Origin of the sequence: Sphingomonas profundi (assembly GCF_009739515.1) — a bacterium.
Classification (GTDB): Bacteria; Pseudomonadota; Alphaproteobacteria; order Sphingomonadales; family Sphingomonadaceae; genus Alterirhizorhabdus; species Alterirhizorhabdus profundi.
Genome location: NZ_CP046535.1, coordinates 2,662,805 through 2,678,475 on the forward strand (window position 1 = coordinate 2,662,805; position 15,671 = coordinate 2,678,475).

Consider the following 15,671-nt stretch of genomic DNA (forward strand, 5'->3'; position numbering starts at 1 on the left):
AGCCGTGTCAAACCACCTGCCCGTACCCGGTCAGGTCCGGTCACTCATTCCGTCGTCTCGCCGCCCAGCGGCACGTTCGTCGCATCCTCGCGCTTCTCCGGGCGGATGTAGATGGATCGCAGCTCCGGCATGGCGGCGCGCAGTTCGGCCTCGATCCCCTCGATCAGCGTCTCGGCCTTGCCCATCGGCAGGCTGTCCTCGAAATCGGCGCTGATCGCCACGAACACCGTGTCCGGCGAGGTGTGGATCGTGCGGACATGGTTGACGTGCGTGATCTCCGGCCGGGCCGCCACCGCCGCGCGCACCCGCTCCACCACCGCCGGATCCGCCCGCTCGCCGATCAGCAGACCCTTGGATTCGCGCGCCAGCACCACCGCCACGGCCGCCAGGATCAGCCCGATCGCGATCGAGGCGTAGCCGTCCAGCCGCGGATCGCCCCACCAGTGGCTGGCCCACACGCCGATGGCCGCCACCACCAGGCCGATCAGCGCCGCCGAATCCTCGAACAGCACGATGAAGCCGGCCGGATCCTTCGATTGGTGGATCGCCTGCCACCAGCCGCTGTCGCCGCGCGTCTTGTCGAACTCGCGGATGGCGATGAACCAGGACGAGCCTTCCAGCAGCACCGCGACGCCCAGCACGATATAGTTCACCAGCGGATCGCTCAGCGGCTCCGGCGCGACGATGTGGAGATAGCCTTCGTAGATGGACACGCCGGCGCCCACCGCGAAGATCAGGATCGCGACGACGAACGCCCAGAAATACAGCTCCCGCCCGTAGCCGAACGGCCGCGTCGCATCGGGCGGCCGCGCGGCGCGCCGCTGGCCGTAGAGCAGCAGCAGCTGGTTGCCGCTGTCCACCAGCGAGTGCACGCCTTCCGTCAGCATCGACGAGGAGCCGGTGATCGCCGCGGCGACGAACTTGGCGACGGCGATGCCCAGGTTCGCCGCCAGCGCGCCGAACAGGACGATATTGCCCTTGATCCCGCCTTTCGCCTCCGCCATGCCGCCCGCCTCTTTCGTCCGCCGGAGGCGGCATGCGCGCCGCGAGGATCGCAGCGGATACGCCCGCCCGGGCCGCGGGTTCCATCGGCCGAACATGCGCGCGGAACCCCGGCCGCGCAGGAGCTGCCACCGCCATGACCGACGGCCTCGCCATCCCCCGCCGCTACACCGCCATCGCCGCCGTCTCGTTCGGCACCGCGCTGGTGGTGATAGACGGCGCCATCGCCACCGTGGCCCTGCCCACCATCGCGCGCGATCTGGCGGTGGACGCCAGCGCCGCCGTGCTGGTGGTGACGGTCTACCAGCTGATCCTGGTGATGACGCTGCTGCCCTTCTCCACGCTGGGCGACCGGCTGGGCCACCGCACGCTCTACCAATATGGCCAGGCGCTGTTCACCGGCGCGACGATCCTGTGCTTCTTCGCCAAGAGCCTGCCGTTCCTGCTGATCGTCCGCGCCGCGCAGGCGATCGGCGCGGCGGCGGCGCTCAGCGTGTCGTCGGCGATGATCCGCTCGATCTATCCGGCGCGGCAGCTCGGGCGCGGGCTGGGGCTGAACTCGGTCGTGGTCTCCAGCGCGGCGGCGCTCGCGCCCACCCTCGGCGGCCTGATCCTGGGGGTCGCGCCGTGGCCGTGGGTATTCGCCTCGGCCGTGCCGTTCGCGCTCGTCTCGCTGCTGCTGGGCCGCGCGCTGCCCGATCCGGAACCCCGGCAGGAGCCGTTCGACATGCTCGGCGCAGTCCTCTGCGCCGCCATGTTCGGGCTCGTCATCTCGGGGCTGGAGGCGTGCGTCCACGGCGATTCGCCGGTCGTCTCGGCGGCGATCGTGGCGACCGGGATCGCCGTCGGCATCGTGTTCGTGCGGCGCGAGCGGCAGGAGCCGCGGCCGATCATGCCGGTCGATCTGCTCGCCTCGCCGGTGATGGCGCTCTCCGTGATCGGCGCGCTGACCGCTTTCGTCGCCTCGATGACCCTGCTGCTGTCGCTGCCGTTCCGGCTGGAGCATGAATATGGCTTCGCCCCGTCGGAGATCGGCGCGATCATCGCGCCGTGGCCGCTCACCACGATGGTGGTGGCGCCGCTGGCCGGCACCCTGTCCGACAGGTGGCCCGCCGGTCTGCTCGGCGGCATCGGCATGGGGCTGGCGACGATCGGCCTGCTCACCTTCACGATCCTGCCGGCAGAGCCGCTCTACATCGACCTCGCCTGGCGCATGGCGCTGACGGGCGCGGGCTTCGGCCTGTTCCTCTCGCCCAACGCCCGCCTCATCGTCGGCTCGGCACCGCGCGAGCGGGCGGCGGCGGCGGGCGGGCTGATCTCCACCAACCGCATGATCGGGCAGACGCTGGGTGCCACGCTGGTCGCCGCCCTGCTGGCGCTGAACCTGGGCGGCGGCAGGACGCCGGCGCTGATCGCGGCCGGCCTCGCCTTCGTCGCCGGCCTGTGCAGCCTCGCCCGGCTGCGACCGGCGCTGCGCCACCCGCCGGCGGAGGAGATCGCCGACGTGCAGCCCGCCCAGCAGTTGAAGTAGGGAGCCGCCGGCGGCGGCGCGCGTTCTGCGGGCGCCATTCACGGCAGGAGTCATCCGATGCCCTACATCAAGTCATCCGACGGGACAGACCTCTACGTCAAGGATTGGGGCTCCGGCCGGCCCGTGATCCTGCTGCACGGCTGGCCGCTGAACGCCGATTCCTGGGACGACCAGTCGCTCGGCCTGGCCGAGGCCGGCTACCGCGTGATCGCTTATGATCGCCGCGGCTTCGGCCGCTCCGGCCAGCCGTTCGACGGCTACGACTATGATACCTTCGCCGACGATCTCGCCACCGTGATCGAGGCGACGGGTGCCCGCGACGCGGCGCTGATCGGCTTCTCGATGGGCGGCGGCGAGGTGGCGCGCTACATGTCGCGCCACGGCGGCAAGGGCGTCGTCCAGGCCGGGCTCGTCTCCTCCGTGGTGCCCTATGTGCTGCAGGACGACAGCAATCCGGACGGCGTGCCCGGCGCCCAGCTCGATCAGATCAAGGACGGGCTGCGGAAGGACCGGCCGCACTTCCTCGCCGGCTTCGCGCAGGATTTCTACGGCGTCGGCTGGATCTCCAGCCCGGTCAGCCAGGAGGTGCTGGACTGGTCGCTGATGATGGCGATGCAGGCGGGGCTGAGGGGCACAGTCGCCTGCGTCGACGCGTTCGGCCGCACCGACTTCCGGCCCGATCTGCCGGCCTTCACCGTGCCCACGCTGATCGTCCACGGCACCGCCGACAAGACGGTGCCGATCGACGCCAGCGCCCGCGCCGCCGCCCGTGGCATCGGCCAGGCGACCCTGATCGAATATGACGGCAGCCCCCACGGCCTGCTCGCCACAGACAAGGATCGCGTGACGGCGGACCTGATCGACTTCCTCAACGGCTGATAAGAAAAGCTGTTGTGAAGCGCGGTTGCCGCGCCATGCCGTCCCGGCCTAGACGGGGCGGCATGGCGCGGCCCCCTTCCCCCTTCTCCTTCCCCGATTTCCGCGCCTACTGGCTGGCCCGCGCATCGGCCACGGTGGCGCAGATGGCGATGGTCGTCATCATCGGCTGGCAGGTCTACGATATCGCCCGGCGCACGATGGCGCCCAAGGAGGCGGCCTTCCAGCTCGGCCTGATCGGCGTCGTCCAGTTCGTGCCGCTGCTGCTGCTCACACTCGTCGTCGGCTGGACGGCGGACCGGATCGACCGCCGCTGGATCGCGCGCGCCGCCGTGCTGCTGGAGGCGGGCTGCGCCGGATCGCTTGCCTGGATGGCCTGGACGGATTCCACCACCCTGCCGGCGCTGTTCCTCATCGCCGCCCTGCTCGGCGTGGCGCGCGCCTTCGCCAGCCCGGCGCTGCAGGCGCTCTCGCCCAACCTGGTGCCCAAGGAGATCCTGCCGACCGCGATCGCGATGAGCTCGCTCGCGTGGCAGGGCGGCTCGGTGGTCGGCCCGCCGCTGGGCGGGTTTCTCTATGCCACCGGCCACTTCCTGCCCTATGCGGTCAGCACCGGCCTGTTCCTCTGCGCCTTCGCCTGCCTGATGATGATCGGGCCGATCCCGCCGACCAGCCTCGATCGCGCGGCCAATCCGTGGCGGCAGATGATCGACGGCCTCCATTATGTCCGCGAGAACCGGCTCGTCCTCGGCGCCATCTCGCTCGATCTGTTCGCCGTGCTGCTCGGCGGCGCCACCGCCATGCTGCCGATCTTCGCGCGGGACATATTGATGGTCGGGTCCGGCGGGCTCGGCCTGCTGCGCCTGGCCCCGGCGCTGGGCGCGGTCGGCATGGGGCTGTGGTTCAGCCGCAAGCCGCTCGCAACCGACGTCGGCGTGAAGATGCTGTGGGCGGTGGCCGTGTTCGGCCTCGTCACCATCCTGTTCGGCCTGTCGCGCTGGCTGCCGCTGTCGCTCGCCTGCCTGGCGGTGCTGGGTGCGGCGGACATGCTCTCGGTCTATGTCCGCCAGTCGCTGATCCAGCTTTACACGCCGGATCAGATGCGCGGCCGCGTGGGTGCCGTCTCCACCCTCTTCGTCTCCGGCTCGAACGAGCTGGGGGAGGCGGAATCGGGCTTCCTCGCCGCCCTCGTCGGCCCGGTCGCGGCGGTGGTGGCGGGCGGGCTCGGCGCGATCCTGGTCACGTTCCTGTGGTCGCGCTGGTTCCCCGAACTCCGCAACGCGCGTACCTTCACGCCACCCAAGACCCTCGAAGACGCACCCGTGCAGGAGAAAGCGACATGAAGGCGTCCAGCATTCTCGCGACGATCGGCAACACGCCGCACATCCGCATGTCCCGCCTGTTCGGCGATGCGGAGGTGTGGATCAAGTCGGAGCGGTCGAATCCCGGCGGATCGATCAAGGATCGCATCGCCTTGGCGATGATCGAGGAGGCGGAGGCCAGCGGCAAGCTCCAGCCCGGCGGGACGATTATCGAGCCGACCAGCGGTAACACCGGCATCGGCCTCGCCCTCGTCGCCGCCGTGAAGGGCTATCGCCTGATCCTGGTGATGCCGGAGAGCATGTCGCTGGAACGGCGGCGGCTGATGCTGGCCTATGGCGCCAGCTTCGATCTCACCCCGCGCGAGAAGGGCATGAAGGGCGCGATCGAGCGGGCGATCGAGCTCGCCGGGCAGACGCCGGGCGCATGGATCCCCCAGCAGTTCGAGAATCCGGCCAACATCGCCGTGCATGTCGAGACCACCGCGCAGGAAATACTGGCCGACTTCGCCGACCAGCCGATCGACCTGCTCGTCACCGGCGTGGGCACCGGCGGCCACATCACCGGCGTGGCGCAGGTGCTGAAGCAGGCGTGGCCGGCGCTGAAGGTGTTCGCGGTGGAGCCGACGCTGTCGCCGGTGATCTCCGGTGGCCAGCCGGCGCCGCACCCGATCCAGGGCATCGGCGCCGGCTTCATCCCGGCCAACCTCCACACCCAGCTGCTCGACGGCGTGATCCAGGTCGATCCCGCCGACGCCAAGGAGATGGCCCGCCGCGCGGCGCGCGAGGAAGGCATGCTCGTCGGCATCTCCTCCGGCGCCACACTGTCGGCCATCGCCCAGAAGCTGGCGGAGACCGGCGGCAGCCCGCGCGTGCTCGGCTTCAACTACGATACCGGCGAGCGGTATCTCTCCGTACCGGATTTCCTGCCGGAATAATCACGCTTTCCGCTTTCCTGTGCTCTGCGGCACTGCCGGCCGATTCGATCGCCCCTATCAGACTGGCATGGAACGACAGGATGCCCGGCCGGGCGCCTGCCTCCACCGGATCTCAGGGAGCATGCCGTGAACAGGATCGTGATCGCCATCGTCGCCGCCGTCGCCGCCACGGGCACCGCCCGCGCGCAGGACATGAACGCCTATTTCGCACAGCAGAACGCCATGATGCAGCAGCAGATGGCGGCGATGCAGAACCAGATCGTCAGCCGCAACATGAGCGATCCGCGCATCGTCGCCATGTTCCGCCAGGCGCAGCGGCAGGGCTATCGCGGCAGCCTCGATCAGTTCGCCTACGGCTATGCCGCCACCGGCGGCTACACGGCGGAAGGCCAGCGCCGCTACCAGCAGAACGAGGCGCGCAACCAGGCGGCCGAGGCGGCGGCGGCGCGCGGCTATCAGCAGTCGGTGCAGAATTACGGCAACGCCATCGCCGAGCGCAACGCCCACGCCGCGCAGAACCAGTATGACGCCGGCCTCAGCCTCCAGGGCCGCCAGCGCTACGCCGATGCGGCGGCCGGCGTGCAGACCGAGCGCAGCTACATGGCGCAGGGCGACACCGGCTACGATTACCGCACCAACCGCGTCTACCGCCAGGACGCCTACGGCAATTACTATAGCTGCGGCGCGGACGGTTGCCTGCCGATCGGCCCGGCCCGCTGAGGCCGGCCGGCCCAGCCGCGGCTCCGCCAGATTCCCCGGAGGGCGGGGAAGCGGCGGCGCCGGGCGGCCCGGTCGGCAGGACAGCCGCTACGGCTGTACGGGATCGGCCAGCCCCAGCGCCCGTGCGATCGCGGCGTTCGGATGATCGGTCGCGCAGCCGCCGCCGGCGGTGCCGGCCGCGCCATGCTCCGCATAATAATCGGGCGCGTCGGCACATTCCGCCTCCGACGGGGAAGCGGCGATCGCGGCATCGATGCGGCCGGTGAAATAGTCGAGCGTCTCGGCCGCCATCGGCTTCGTCTCGCGCCCGTCGACGCTCCACGCGCCGCCGTCGCCCGGCGAGAGGTCGGTGATCGTGCGCGTCACGCCGGCCGGCCCGCGCCTCGCCTCGTACACGGTCGCGCCGCGCCCCTTGGGCTGCACGGCGGTGAAGCGGATCGCCCCCGCCTCCAGCGCCCCGGCCCCCGCCGCCGCCTGCACCGCCCGCACGGTGGCTGAAGGCGGCCCGGCCACCGCCGGCGCCACCAGGCCGAGCAGCAGAGCGACAGCCATTCCTCCCCGGAACGGGGAATGGGATCGGCGCAGCCGGCGAAGGGCGAGCGTGGCCGCATGTTCAACCGGAGGCTGCGCTACGCCGCCCGCCCCCTCCACCATCCTGCGGATGGTCCCCCTCCCCGTGCCGGGGAGGAATGACGGCAGGGTCTTCAGAACGCCTCCACCGGCAGCGCCATCAGGCTCTCGGCGCCGCCTTCTATCTTGCGGCGCAGCGCGCCCGCGTCCGGCAGGATGCGCTCGGCGAAGAAGCGCGCCGTCACCTGCTTGGCCTCGTGGAAGGCGCGGTCGCCTTCGCCGGCGGCGATCGCGGCACCGCTCGCGCCCGCCATCTTCAGCCACATCCAGCCCAAGGTCACGATGCCCATAAGCGTCATGTAGCTGTAGGCGGCGGCGCCGGCATTGTTCGGGTTGGCCATGCCGTTCTGCATGAGCCACATCGAGGCGCCCTGCAACTCGCCGACCGCCTTCTCCAGCCGGCCCGCCAGATCGCCGGTGGCGGCGTCGCCTTTCGCCGCGGCGATGTCGGCGGCGATCAGGCCGAACAGCGCCATCACCGCGCGACCGCCATTCTGCCCCAGCTTGCGGCCGACGAGGTCCATCGCCTGCACGCCGTTGGTGCCCTCGTAGATCTGGGCGATGCGCGCGTCGCGGACATATTGCTCCATGCCCCACTCGCGGATGTAGCCGTGTCCGCCATAGACCTGCTGCGCCTTCGTGGCGACGTCGTAGCCGATATCGGTGACATAGCCCTTGATCACCGGCGTCAGCAGCGAGATCAGGTCGTCCGCCGCCTGCCGCTCCTCCGGAGTCTCGGCGTGATGCGAGAGATCGACCTGCAACCCGCCCCACAGGCAGAGCGCACGCGATCCCTCCAGCAGCGCCTTGGCCTCCATCAGCATGCGCCGCACGTCGGGATGGACGAACAGCGTATCGGCCTTCTCGGCCGGATCGGCCGGGCCGGTCAGGGCGCGGCCCTGGCGCCGGTCCTTCGCATAGTGCACGGCGTTCTGATAGGCGACCTCGCCCACCGCCAGACCCTGCAGGCCCACGCCAAGCCGCGCCACGTTCATCATGATGAACATCGCCGCCAGGCCCTTATTCTCCTCGCCGACGAGGAAGCCGGTCGCGCCGTCATAGTTCATCACGCAGGTGGCGTTGCCGTGGATGCCCATCTTCTCCTCGATCGCGCCGCAGGATACGGCGTTGCGGGCACCCGCCGCGCCATCCCCGTCCAGCAGGAACTTGGGCACGATGAACAGCGATATGCCCTTCACATTGTCCGGCGCGCCGGCGATCTTGGCGAGGACCAGGTGGATGATGTTGCTCGTCAGATCATGCTCGCCGGCCGAGATGAAGATCTTGGTGCCGGTGATCGCGTAGCTGCCGTCCTCGGCCGGCACCGCGCGCGTGCGGATCAGGCCCAGATCGGTCCCGCAGTGCGGCTCCGTCAGGTTCATCGTGCCGGCCCACTCGCCAGACACCATCTTCGGCACATAGGCCGCCTGCTGCTCGGCCGATCCCTTGGCCATGATCGATGCGATCGCCCCGTGGGTCAGGCCGCTGTACATCGCGAAGCCCATGTTCGCGCTGATCAGATATTCCGAGAAGGCGGTGGAGACGACGTGCGGCATGCCCTGCCCGCCCTCAGCCTCGCCGGCCGAGAGCGTCGGCCAGCCGGCCTCGCAGAAGGCGCGATAGGCCTCCAGGAAACCCGGCGGTGTCGTCACCGTGCCGTCGGCGTGGCGGGTGCAGCCCTCGCGGTCGCCGATCTGGTTCAGCGGAAACAGTTGCTCCTCGCAGAAGCGCGCGCCTTCCGTCAGCACCGCCTCCACCACGTCCGGCGTGGCGTTGGCGAAGCAGGCGAGGTTGGCGTGGGCGTTCACCCCCAGCACGCTGTCGATGATGTAGCGGGTGTCGCGCACCGGCGCGTGGTAGATCGGCATGATCCTGCTCTCCCGGAAACCGTGTGGATGGCCGAAGCCCGTCGGATTTCTACTTGTGCGTCGCCTTGCGCTCCGCCTCGCTCAGCAGCGCCACGAAGTCGTCCAGTTCGGTGATCGCCGCATCGATGTCGGCGCGCTGGCGCTTGAGATAGTCGATGCGGGCGACGCACTTCTCGATCGTCACGTGCCGTTGCGTCCAGCGATCGTCGCCGAGATCGTAGAGGTCGATCATCTCGCGTATGTCGGCCAGGCTGAACCCCACCCGCTTGCCGCGCAGGATCCAGGCGAGCCGCGCGCGATCGCGGCGGGAGTAGACGCGGGAGAGGCCCACGCGCTCCGGCGCGATCAGCCCCTCATCCTCGTAGAAGCGCAGCGCGCGCGCCGTGACGCCGAACTCGCCCGAGAGATCGGAGATGGTGAAGCTTTCCCGGTCCTGCTCGTCGTGCATGTGGATCAAGGCATGGCCGAGGATCGTGGTCATGGCCGGACGCTACTTTACGCTCACGTCAACGTCAATATTGCACGTCATGCTGCGCAGCGAAACGGGCGGGCGGCCGCGTCATCGCTCGTCCACGAGGGTCCCGTCGCCGTCGATGCGGCGATAGAAGCAGCTGCGCGCGCCGGTGTGGCAGGCCGGCCCGGCCGCCTCGGCGCGCAGCCAGATCGCATCCTGATCGCAGTCGATCCGCATCTCCACCACGCGCAGCACGTTGCCGGAGGTCTCGCCCTTGCGCCACAAGCGTCCGCGCGACCGCGACCAGAAATGCGCCTCGCCGCTCTCGATCGTCCGGGCGATCGCCTCGGCGTTCAGATGCGCAACCATCAGCAGTTCGCCGGTCGAAGCGTCCGTCACCACGCCGGTGACGAGTCCGGCGGCGTCGAAGCGTGGGCGAAGGGCGGTGCCGTTCTCGCGATCCTGATCCATGCCCCCGGTGCTAAGGCCGGTGCCGCACGCGATCAAGGCGACCGATCAGCCCTTCGCCGCCTCGTCCTGATCGGGATGGCCCTTCGATTGCGTGTCCGCCGCGTCGATCTCCTCGGCGGTGCCGAGCTTCGGATCGCGAGCGGGCGCATTGACGCGCGCATCCCGGTTCACGCCGGTCAGGTCGGAATGGGGTCCACTGGGCGGGGGCTTGGCCATGACGATGTCCTCTCTGCTGGCCTTCTGAACGGACGGCTCCGGCGCGGGTTGCCTTCAATGGTCGCGAATCGCCTTTGCCAATTCCGCCTTGCCCATCTTCGATCGTCCGGCGATGCCGATCCGCCGTGCCTCGTCGTAGAGCTCGCGCCTGCTGCGCGCCTCCAGCTCCGTGCCCTTGTGCTCCAGCGTGCCGGCCGCCTTTGCGTTGGCGATGCGCGCGGCCTTCTCCTTCGATTCGCCCTTCTTGCGCAGCTCCTCGTAGAGCGCGTCGTCCTTGATCTGCGGCCCATGGTCCCGCGCCATCGCCCATCTCCACCCATGCCGATCGTGCCGGAACGCGGCACTTTGACCGATTATGCCGGAACGCGGCACTTTGCGCCCGGCTCCGCCGGCAATCGTTACAAAGGGGCGACAAAGCCGGGTGCCTTGCCTATATGCCCGGCCATCAGACACCGCGGTCGGGACCACGCGATGCTCACCACCGATCCATTCGACCGCGACCTCGGCGGGGACACGCTGCGCGAGGAGTGCGGCGTCTTCGGCATCTGGGGCGCCGATACCGCCGCCGCCATGGTGGCGCTCGGGCTCCACGCGCTCCAGCATCGCGGGCAGGAGGCGGCCGGAATCACCAGCTGGGACGGGCGCCAGTTCCACACCCACCGCGCGATGGGCCACGTCGCCGGCAATTTCGATCGGGACGAGGTGATTCGCGGGCTGCCGGGCCGCGTCGCCGTCGGCCATGTCCGCTACTCCACCACCGGCGAGACGGCGCTGCGCAACGTGCAGCCGCTGTTCGCGGAACTCTCGTCCGGCGGCTTCGCCGTCAGCCACAACGGCAACATCTCGAACGCGATGAAGCTGCGGCGGGAACTGGTGCGGCGCGGATCGATCTTCCAGTCCACCTCCGATACCGAGACGATCATCCACCTGGTCGCCACCTCCAGCTACCGCACGCTGCTCGATCGCTTCATCGATGCGCTGAAGCGGGTGGAGGGCGCCTACTCGCTCGTCTGCCTCACGCCCGAGGGCATGATCGCCTGCCGCGATCCGCTGGGCATCCGGCCGCTGGTGATGGGCCGCGTCGGCGATTCGTACATCTTCGCCTCGGAGACGGTCGCGCTCGACGTGGTCGGCGCCACCTTCCTGCGCGAGGTGGATCCGGGCGAGCTTGTTATCCTCTCCGAACAGGGCCTTCGTTCGATCCGCCCGTTCGCGCCGGTGCGGCCCCGACCCTGCATCTTCGAGCATGTCTACTTCTCCCGGCCCGATTCGATCGCCGGCGGCACCTCGGTCTATTCGGTGCGCAAGGCGATCGGCGCGGAACTGGCGCGCGAGAATCCGGTGGAGGCCGATCTCGTCGTGCCCGTGCCCGATTCCGGCACGCCGGCGGCGATCGGCTATGCACAGGCCAGCGGCATCCCGTTCGAGCTCGGCATCATCCGCTCGCACTATGTCGGCCGCACCTTCATCCAGCCCGGCGATCAGGTGCGACATTTGGGCGTGAAGCTGAAGCACAACGCCAATCGCCCGCTGATCGACGGCCAGCGCGTGGTGCTGATCGACGATTCGATCGTGCGCGGCACCACCAGCGTGAAGATCCTGCAGATGCTGCGCGATGCCGGCGCGGCGGAGGTCCACCTGCGCATCGCCTCCCCGCCCACGCGCCACAGCTGCTTCTACGGCGTCGACACGCCGGAGCGGGCCAAGCTGCTCGCCGCGCAGATGACGGTGGCGGAGATGGCGAACTATATCGGCGCGGACAGCCTGGCCTTCGTCTCGGTCGACGGCCTCTACCGCGCGCTCGGCGCGGAGCACGGGCGCGACGAGATGCAGCCGCAGCATTGCGACGCCTGCTTCACCGGCGACTATCCGACCCACCTGACCGATCAGGAGGAGGTCGCCCCCGCCGACCAGCTGTCGATGCTCGACGAACGCGTGGTGGTCTGAAGCGCCAGGGATCGAAACGGAATGTCCGAACAGAAGCTGCTCTCCGGGCGCCTCGCGCTCGTCACCGGCGCCTCGCGCGGCATCGGCGCGGCGACCGCGCTGGCGCTGGGCCAAGCGGGCGCGCATGTGGTGCTGACGGCGCGCACCGCCGGCGGGCTGGAGGAGGTGGAGCAGCGGATTCACGAGGCCGGCGGCACCGCCACCATTGCGCCGCTCGACCTGGCCGAGAACGATTCCATCGCCCGCCTCGCCACCGCTGTCGCCGGCCGCTGGCAGTCGCTCGACCTGCTGGTGCTGAACGCGGCGATGCTCGGCACGCTCACGCCGGTGCCGGCGATCGACCCGAAGGAGTTCGCCCGCCTCTTCACCCTCAACGTCACCGCGCAGCAGGCGATGATCGCCGCCTTCGATCCGATGCTGCGCGCCAGCGACGATGCCCGCATCGTCGGCCTCACATCCTCCGTCGCGCAGAAGCCGCGCGCTTACTGGGGGGCCTATGGCGCCTCGAAGGCCGCGTTCGAGACGCTGCTGCTGAGCTATGCGGAGGAGATGAAGGCGATCAGCAGGGTGCGCGTCGCCATCGTCGATCCCGGCGCCACCGCCACCGCCATGCGCGCCCGCGCCTATCCCGGCGAGGATGCCGGCACGATCCAGACGCCGGATGCCGCCGCCGCCGCCATCCTGCGCTTCATCGCCGAGCCCTTCGCCACCGGCTTCCGCCTGCGCGTCGCGGGCTCGGCGCGCGATCAGGTCGAGGCGGTCTGAGGAGCGGGGCGACGACCCACAAGAAACTGAATCTGCCCACGAAGGACTGCGCCAGCTGCCACCGCCCGTTCGCCTGGCGCAAGAAGTGGGCGCGGGACTGGGAGCAGGTGAGATACTGCTCGGACCGCTGCCGCGCCGCCGGCGCGAAGACCGATCCGAACGCGGCCGATCGATAACAAGGTACGGCGCCTGGTCACGTCCGCGTCAGCGTCACCTGCGCCACGTCGATGCCGCCGCCCCGGAAGCCGCCCTCGCAGTACATCAGGTAATAGCGCCACAACCGCGCGAAGGCCGGGTCGAAGCCGGGCGGCAGCCGCCCCTCCTCGTCCGCCATGTCGTAGGCGTCGCGCCAGCGGCGGAGCGTCTCGGCATAATGGAGGCCGAAGCGATGCGGCTCGCTCCACGCGAGGCCCGCCGCCTCCGCCGCCGCGCGGAAGCGGCTCTCCGATACCAGCATGCCGCCGGGAAAGACGTAGGTCTGGATGAAGTCGGCGCTGGCGGCGTAGCGTTCGAAGATCGCGTCGTCGATCGTGATGAACTGGATCGCGGCGCGCCCGCCCGGCTTCAGCGCGCGGGCGATCGCCTGCATGTAGGCCGGCCAATATTCCGCGCCCACCGCCTCCACCATCTCGACGCTGGCCACCGCATCGTAGGTGCCGGCGACATCGCGATAATCCGCCAGCTCGATGCCCACCCGGCCGGAAAGGCCCGCCGCCGCCATCCGCGCATCGGCATAGGCCTGCTGCGACTCCGACAGCGTGATGCCGACCACCTCGACACCGAAATCGCGCGCCGCCACCTCGGCCAGGCCGCCCCAGCCGCAGCCGATCTCCAGCAGCCGCTGGCCGGGCCGCAGGTCCAGCCGGGCGAGCAGCGCCTTTACCTTGCGCGCCTGCGCCACCTCCAGGCTCTCGCGCGGGCCGATCGGCTCGGCGAACAGCGCGCTGGAATAGGCCATGCCGCGATCAAGCCAGGCGGCGTAGAAATCGTTGCCCAGATCGTAGTGGAAACGGATGTTGCGCTTAGCCCGCGTCCGGCTGTTGCGGCGGAAGGCATGAGCGGCGCGGTTCACCATCCGGCCCCAGCCCTTGGCGCGCGCGGTGCCGCCCAGGGTCCGCCGGTTGAGCATGAACAGGGCGAACAAGGCCACCGGATCGGGGCTGGTCCACTCACCCTCGGCCCAGGCGCGATACCAGCCGACCGAACCCGTCGTCATCAGCCGCAGCAGCGCCCGCCAGCTGACGAGATCGACGATCACCGCCGGCCCCGGCCCGCGCCCGCCCAGCAGCCGCCGCGTCCCGTCCGGCAGGGTCGCCTCCAGCGCGCCATGCTCCAGCCCGCGATCGATCCGGTCCAGCAGCGAGTGGAAGCCCGGCGCGATCAGGCGGGACAGCCAGCCCGCCCCGGTCGCGAAGCCGCGATCGGCGGTGAGCAGGTGCCGCCCGCGCGACACGCCGGCGGGGGGAGGTGGGGGCGACGAGGTGTGCACGTCCATCGCCTGTTACCTGTGTCCGATCGCGCCGATTCGCAATGGCCAGCGCGACGGCCCGATCGCCATCACACCCGCTTCGCCGCCGCCAGCGCCCGCTCCCGCGCCTCGCGATGGCCGATCAGCGGCGCGGGGTAGGCGGCAGGCGCCAGGCCGGCGCCGTGCGGATCGTGGATCGCCGCGTCCGGCACGTCGGCCAGTTCCGGCACCCAGGTGCGGATGTAATCGCCGGCGTCGAACTTGGGGGATTGCACCAGCGGCGCCATCATCCGGCCGAACGGATTGGAATCGATGCCGGTGCCCGCCACCCACTGCCAGTTCACGCTGTTGTTGCCGTAATCGGCGTCCACCAGCGTGTCCCAGTACCAGCGCTCGCCGCGGCGCCAGTCGATCAGCAGATGCTTGATGACGAAGGAGGCGGCGATCATCCGCACGCGATTGTGCATCCAGCCCGTCGCCCACAGCTGGCGCATCCCGGCATCGACGATCGGATAGCCGGTGCGGCCCTTCGTCCAGGCGTTGAAGTCGGCGTCGGCCGCCTTGCCGGTGCGCCACGGCATCGCATCATAGGCGGCGCGGCCGTTGCGATCGCCATAGTCGCCATATTGGTCGATGATATTGCCGGTGAAGTCCCGCCAGGCGAGTTCGCGCAGGAACGGGCCCGCGTGGCCCCGGTCCGCCGCGGCGGCCCGGTGCCACACCGTCGCCGGCGAGATTTCGCCATGGTGCAGGTGCGGCGAGAGGCGCGACGTGCCCGTCTGCGACGGCAGGTTCCGCGCGACGCCATAGTCGGCGAGGGCAGGCAGGAAGCGGTCGAGCTCCGCCGTCGCGCCCGCCTCGCCCGGCGTCCACTCGGCAAAGCCGCCGGCCCAGTCCGGCTTCGTCGGCAGCAGCGCCCAGTCCGCCAGCCGGTCCGATGCCGGCGGGCGCGCGACCGCCTCGATCCGCTTCGGCGCGGGCAGCGGCGCCGGGGGCGGCATCTGCTGCTCCAGCGCGCGCCAGAAGGCGGTGAACATGCGATAGCGGCCGCCCGTGCCGGTCAGCACGCGCTCCGGCGGCAGCAGCCGCGTGCCGTCGTGCAGGCAGAGGTCGAGCCGCCCGGCCACCGCCGCCTCGGCCGCCCGCCACCACGGTTCGAGATGGTGGAGCGCGTGGACGCGGCGGGCGCCCACCTCCGCCGCCAGCCGCGCGATCTCGTCGGCGCTGTCGCCGCGCCGCAGGATCAGGGGAACGCCCTTCGCCTTCAGCGCCTCCGCCAGAGCGGTCAGGCTGTGGTGCAGCCACCAGCGCTGCGCGCCGCCGATCCGCCAGTCACCGGGCGCCGCATCGTCCAGCACGTAGACCGGCACCACCGGCCCCTCGCCGGCGGCGGCGACCAGCGCCACCTGGTCCGCCAGCCGCAGATCCTGGCGGAACCAGAGCAGGACGGGATCGGCCACGCAGCC

General features: G+C 70.3%; 17 protein-coding genes. 8 read left to right on the forward strand and 9 right to left on the reverse strand.

All coding sequences use genetic code 11. The annotated features are described in order from the left end of the window. Positions 1 to 44 precede the first annotated feature (44 nt). Positions 45 to 1,004, reverse strand: coding sequence for a cation diffusion facilitator family transporter (locus GNT64_RS12670; RefSeq protein WP_156679846.1), 960 nt, complete (start codon positions 1,002 to 1,004; stop codon positions 45 to 47). A 134-nt stretch (positions 1,005 to 1,138) separates the two neighbouring features. On the opposite strand from GNT64_RS12670, the gene GNT64_RS12675 reads away from it, so the two are divergent. The 5 genes from GNT64_RS12675 (at position 1,139) to GNT64_RS12695 (ending at position 6,386) form a co-directional block, all read left to right on the forward strand. Continuing rightward, positions 1,139 to 2,533: an MFS transporter gene (locus tag GNT64_RS12675; RefSeq protein WP_156679847.1), complete on the forward strand. Its 1,395-nt coding sequence runs from the start codon at positions 1,139 to 1,141 to the stop codon at positions 2,531 to 2,533. Between the two features lie 57 nt (positions 2,534 to 2,590). Then, positions 2,591 to 3,412 carry an alpha/beta fold hydrolase gene (locus tag GNT64_RS12680; protein ID WP_156679848.1) on the forward strand — a complete coding sequence of 274 codons (822 nt, stop codon included), beginning with the start codon at positions 2,591 to 2,593 and terminating at the stop codon, positions 3,410 to 3,412. A 62-nt stretch (positions 3,413 to 3,474) separates the two neighbouring features. After that, the gene (locus tag GNT64_RS12685; protein ID WP_156679849.1) at positions 3,475 to 4,752 is read left to right on the forward strand and encodes an MFS transporter; all 1,278 of its coding nucleotides are present in this window, start codon (positions 3,475 to 3,477) and stop codon (positions 4,750 to 4,752) included. Next, a complete protein-coding gene (gene cysK / locus GNT64_RS12690; protein WP_156679850.1) occupies positions 4,749 to 5,666 on the forward strand; it encodes a cysteine synthase A in 918 nt (305 codons plus the stop codon). Before GNT64_RS12685 ends, cysK begins: the two co-directional genes overlap by 4 nt. 126 nt (positions 5,667 to 5,792) lie before the next feature. Then, complete coding sequence (locus tag GNT64_RS12695) at positions 5,793 to 6,386, forward strand: hypothetical protein (protein WP_156679851.1); 594 nt, start codon at positions 5,793 to 5,795, stop codon at positions 6,384 to 6,386. 87 nt (positions 6,387 to 6,473) lie between these two features. Here GNT64_RS12695 and GNT64_RS12700 read toward each other — a convergent pair whose 3' ends face one another. From GNT64_RS12700 to GNT64_RS12725, 6 genes are all read right to left on the reverse strand, one after another. Next, positions 6,474 to 6,938, reverse strand: coding sequence for a hypothetical protein (locus GNT64_RS12700; RefSeq protein ID WP_156679852.1), 465 nt, complete (start codon positions 6,936 to 6,938; stop codon positions 6,474 to 6,476). A 152-nt stretch (positions 6,939 to 7,090) separates the two neighbouring features. Then, positions 7,091 to 8,884, reverse strand: coding sequence for an acyl-CoA dehydrogenase C-terminal domain-containing protein (locus GNT64_RS12705; protein ID WP_156679853.1), 1,794 nt, complete (start codon positions 8,882 to 8,884; stop codon positions 7,091 to 7,093). A 49-nt stretch (positions 8,885 to 8,933) separates the two neighbouring features. Further along, the gene (locus GNT64_RS12710; RefSeq protein WP_197276979.1) at positions 8,934 to 9,365 is read right to left on the reverse strand and encodes a MerR family transcriptional regulator; all 432 of its coding nucleotides are present in this window, start codon (positions 9,363 to 9,365) and stop codon (positions 8,934 to 8,936) included. Positions 9,366 to 9,443: 78 nt separating this feature from the next. Continuing rightward, positions 9,444 to 9,809 (reverse strand): phosphoribosyl-AMP cyclohydrolase, encoded by a 366-nt coding sequence (hisI, locus tag GNT64_RS12715; protein ID WP_156679854.1) that lies wholly within the window; start codon positions 9,807 to 9,809, stop codon positions 9,444 to 9,446. 45 nt (positions 9,810 to 9,854) lie between these two features. Continuing rightward, a complete protein-coding gene (locus tag GNT64_RS12720; RefSeq protein ID WP_156679855.1) occupies positions 9,855 to 10,025 on the reverse strand; it encodes a hypothetical protein in 171 nt (56 codons plus the stop codon). A 54-nt stretch (positions 10,026 to 10,079) separates the two neighbouring features. Next, positions 10,080 to 10,328, reverse strand: coding sequence for a DUF7218 family protein (locus tag GNT64_RS12725; protein WP_156679856.1), 249 nt, complete (start codon positions 10,326 to 10,328; stop codon positions 10,080 to 10,082). Between the two features lie 168 nt (positions 10,329 to 10,496). On the opposite strand from GNT64_RS12725, the gene purF reads away from it, so the two are divergent. The 3 genes from purF to GNT64_RS12740 are packed head-to-tail and all read left to right on the forward strand — an operon-like array spanning position 10,497 to position 12,913. Further along, on the forward strand, positions 10,497 to 11,972 hold the full coding sequence (gene purF / locus GNT64_RS12730; RefSeq protein WP_156679857.1) for an amidophosphoribosyltransferase: 1,476 nt from the start codon (positions 10,497 to 10,499) through the stop codon (positions 11,970 to 11,972). Positions 11,973 to 11,993: 21 nt separating this feature from the next. Further along, positions 11,994 to 12,737 carry an SDR family NAD(P)-dependent oxidoreductase gene (locus GNT64_RS12735; protein ID WP_156679858.1) on the forward strand — a complete coding sequence of 248 codons (744 nt, stop codon included), beginning with the start codon at positions 11,994 to 11,996 and terminating at the stop codon, positions 12,735 to 12,737. Further along, the gene (locus GNT64_RS12740; RefSeq protein ID WP_156681611.1) at positions 12,734 to 12,913 is read left to right on the forward strand and encodes a DUF2256 domain-containing protein; all 180 of its coding nucleotides are present in this window, start codon (positions 12,734 to 12,736) and stop codon (positions 12,911 to 12,913) included. The genes GNT64_RS12735 and GNT64_RS12740 overlap by 4 nt, the downstream gene beginning before the upstream one ends. A 17-nt stretch (positions 12,914 to 12,930) precedes the next feature. Here GNT64_RS12740 and GNT64_RS12745 read toward each other — a convergent pair whose 3' ends face one another. Together GNT64_RS12745 and GNT64_RS12750 are read right to left on the reverse strand one after the other, a co-directional pair. Further along, positions 12,931 to 14,232 (reverse strand): SAM-dependent methyltransferase, encoded by a 1,302-nt coding sequence (locus GNT64_RS12745; protein WP_156679859.1) that lies wholly within the window; start codon positions 14,230 to 14,232, stop codon positions 12,931 to 12,933. A gap of 62 nt (positions 14,233 to 14,294) precedes the next feature. Then, positions 14,295 to 15,665, reverse strand: coding sequence for a cryptochrome/photolyase family protein (locus GNT64_RS12750; protein ID WP_156679860.1), 1,371 nt, complete (start codon positions 15,663 to 15,665; stop codon positions 14,295 to 14,297). Positions 15,666 to 15,671: the final 6 nt, after the last annotated feature.

What these genes read in the sequence shown, in the direction of transcription:
- GNT64_RS12670 (WP_156679846.1), bottom strand. Translation starts at nt 1,004, where the DNA reads ATGGCGGAGGCGAAAGGCGGGATCAAGGGCAATATCGTCCTGTTCGGC.
- GNT64_RS12675 (WP_156679847.1), top strand. Translation starts at nt 1,139, where the DNA reads ATGACCGACGGCCTCGCCATCCCCCGCCGCTACACCGCCATCGCCGCC.
- GNT64_RS12680 (WP_156679848.1), top strand. Translation starts at nt 2,591, where the DNA reads ATGCCCTACATCAAGTCATCCGACGGGACAGACCTCTACGTCAAGGAT.
- GNT64_RS12685 (WP_156679849.1), top strand. Translation starts at nt 3,475, where the DNA reads ATGGCGCGGCCCCCTTCCCCCTTCTCCTTCCCCGATTTCCGCGCCTAC.
- cysK (WP_156679850.1), top strand. Translation starts at nt 4,749, where the DNA reads ATGAAGGCGTCCAGCATTCTCGCGACGATCGGCAACACGCCGCACATC.
- GNT64_RS12700 (WP_156679852.1), bottom strand. Translation starts at nt 6,938, where the DNA reads ATGGCTGTCGCTCTGCTGCTCGGCCTGGTGGCGCCGGCGGTGGCCGGG.
- GNT64_RS12705 (WP_156679853.1), bottom strand. Translation starts at nt 8,884, where the DNA reads ATGCCGATCTACCACGCGCCGGTGCGCGACACCCGCTACATCATCGAC.
- GNT64_RS12710 (WP_197276979.1), bottom strand. Translation starts at nt 9,365, where the DNA reads ATGACCACGATCCTCGGCCATGCCTTGATCCACATGCACGACGAGCAG.
- hisI (WP_156679854.1), bottom strand. Translation starts at nt 9,809, where the DNA reads ATGGATCAGGATCGCGAGAACGGCACCGCCCTTCGCCCACGCTTCGAC.
- GNT64_RS12720 (WP_156679855.1), bottom strand. Translation starts at nt 10,025, where the DNA reads ATGGCCAAGCCCCCGCCCAGTGGACCCCATTCCGACCTGACCGGCGTG.
- GNT64_RS12725 (WP_156679856.1), bottom strand. Translation starts at nt 10,328, where the DNA reads ATGGCGCGGGACCATGGGCCGCAGATCAAGGACGACGCGCTCTACGAG.
- purF (WP_156679857.1), top strand. Translation starts at nt 10,497, where the DNA reads ATGCTCACCACCGATCCATTCGACCGCGACCTCGGCGGGGACACGCTG.
- GNT64_RS12735 (WP_156679858.1), top strand. Translation starts at nt 11,994, where the DNA reads ATGTCCGAACAGAAGCTGCTCTCCGGGCGCCTCGCGCTCGTCACCGGC.
- GNT64_RS12745 (WP_156679859.1), bottom strand. Translation starts at nt 14,232, where the DNA reads ATGGACGTGCACACCTCGTCGCCCCCACCTCCCCCCGCCGGCGTGTCG.